The organism is Trichocoleus sp. DQ-U1, from assembly GCF_039961925.1.
Classification (GTDB): domain Bacteria; phylum Cyanobacteriota; class Cyanobacteriia; order Cyanobacteriales; family FACHB-T130; genus FACHB-T130.
Map to the genome: position 1 here is coordinate 1 of NZ_JAMPKB010000170.1, position 2,374 is coordinate 2,374.

At 45.4% G+C, this 2,374-nt stretch carries 1 protein-coding gene; it reads right to left on the reverse strand.

Going from position 1 to position 2,374, the window contains the following annotated elements; genetic code table 11:
- Positions 1-312 precede the first annotated feature (312 nt).
- A complete protein-coding gene (locus tag NDI34_RS28035) occupies positions 313-1,890 on the reverse strand; it encodes an MBOAT family protein (protein ID WP_348234487.1) in 1,578 nt (525 codons plus the stop codon).
- Positions 1,891-2,374 lie beyond the last annotated feature (484 nt).

The window sequence follows — 2,374 nt, forward strand, 5'->3', positions numbered from 1 at the left end:
CGGTTGTCGGTTGATGTGACCCAATCGCAAAACCGTTGCCATACGTTGGCGCTTTCGCGTCTTTGTAAGGTTGTGGTCATGTTTTTATGATTGCTTTGAATTTTCTAGGTTCGGTATGAATGAGGCGAAGTTTGTCTCGCCTTGTATTTAATAATATTTACATTTATTCGTATTTGTCCAGTCTTTTTTTGTTCATAAATCCGAATTACTGTCATTTCATTTACTTATGAGTGGCTGAGAATGCGGTAGGGTTAGCGATCGCAAGCGAGACGTGTCAGCCAGGAGTAGTGGGCGATCGCTTAATGTAATGCCCTAAAAATCAAAGTAAATGTAGGGAAGACCACCTTGGGGCGCAAATATCCAGACAATGTAGAAACACAACGGCACCAGCAGCAGCTTCAGAGGCCAATTAAGCTGTAACTTGAGACCCCGATGAACGGCATAGACGAGGATCATCGACGCTGCTAGCAGCCAAAGCAGTAAACCTAACTGAGATGCATTCACACCCAGCGCCTCCCCGTAGACTTTTTCGGCAAACTGGGCATCAGCAGACTGACCCCAGAGGTGCTGAATCACCCAACTGGATTGTTTCAGATTCGGTAGGCGGAAGAAAATCCAGGATGTGAACACCATAAACTGGGTTAGCAACCACGCAAGCAGTACACCCGGAAGGCTTTTCCACCAATTTCTAGCTTTCTCAGACTGGCGGGAGTGGGCTTCTGTGAGGCGGTGAGCCACTAAAGCAAGACCGTGATAGGCACCCCAGACGACATAGCCCCAAGCCGCTCCATGCCAAATCCCAGCAATTAACATGATAATTAGCAAATTCAGGCACGTACGGCGCAGCCCTTGGCGCGAACCCCCCAAGGGAAAATAGAGGTAGTTTCGCAACCAATCGCCTAGCGTAATATGCCAGCGCCGCCAAAAATCAGCAATGCTGGTACTGAAGTAAGGAAAATTAAAATTCTCCGGGAGATTGAAGCCTAAGAGGATGGCACTACCACGGGCGATATCTACGTACCCACTAAAATCCAGATAGAGTTGCAGTCCGTAGGCAGCGATCGCTAACCACAAATCGCCGCTGCTAGCTCGCTCTAAGTTACCAAAACACAAATCGACAAAAATTCCCAGCCGATCTGCCAAAAGCGCTTTTTTAACTGCACCGCAGGCAATCAGCCACAATCCTTCCGTAATCTGATTAAGCGTTGGAAATTGTAGCGTTTTGAGCTGATTCGAGAATTGATGATAACGAGTAATTGGCCCTGCAATTAGCTTGGGAAAAAATAACTTATAAGCTGCAAAATCGAGAAATCGCTCCGTCGCTGGGGCACCACGATACACATCAATTAAATAAGCAATGCACTCAAAAGAAAAGAAGCTCAAACCTAAAGGCGCAATTAAGTGAGTGCTGACCCAACTGGCGCTATTTTCGGCAACGGGTAGCGATGTTCCGGTGAATTGTTCGTAGAAGCCCGCCACCGAATTTAAGAAAAAAGGTACATACTTGAAGCTCACCAACAACAAGACATTCAGAACAATCCCCAACCATAAAAACTTTAGTCGCTGGCGATTCCAAAACGCTTGATCGAATTGCCAATCTTCATGGGGATCGGTCGCGTACATCCCTAATGCTGTATTTTCTCCAATTGCCTTACCTAAGCTGAAGTTCATCAAAGTAATAGCAATCAGCAAAGGAATATAGGCGACTTGCGGCGAAGCTAAAATTTGCAGCCAATGCTCATTCACCAAAGTTGGCGCTTGCAGTGAGGTATAGAAAACCAGACTGACAACAAGCAACGTCCACATCTGCAAAGACTGTTTTTGGAACGACCAGTAAATTCCCAAAACGCTGAGCAGAAAAACTCCGTAGATAAGAGAGATAAAAGTCATTTTTGAAGACTGAGGAGTAAGGACTGAGGGCTGAGGACTGAGGGCTGAAGGCTGAGGACTGAGGGTAAATAAGAAGAATTGAACTGAGTAAAAGAATGAGAGAAGTTTATCTTGGATATTGGGCACTCATTTTACTCCTGATTGACTCAGTCCTCAGTCCGCACTTCGTGCCGCTTCGTTAATATGACTCAGTCCTATTTAGCAGGAAAATAAGGGTAAACAACAAGGATTGAACTGAGTAAAAGAATGAGAGAGATTCATCTTAGGTATTCGGTAATCATTCCACTCCTGACTCACTCAGCCCTCAGTCCGCACTTCGTGCCGCTTCGTTAATATGATTCAATCCTATTTAGCAGGAAACTAAGGGTAAATAACCTGAGTTCGGGTTAAGCCGAAGGGAGGAAAAACGCATTGATATTGAGAGAGGGCTTCTTAGGCTGATGGCAATAGGCAATTAATCCACAGACCAAATTCACCAAGAAAT

Excerpts from the sequence above, each read along its gene's own strand:
- NDI34_RS28035 (WP_348234487.1), bottom strand. The coding sequence starts at position 1,890 with ATGACTTTTATCTCTCTTATCTACGGAGTTTTTCTGCTCAGCGTTTTG.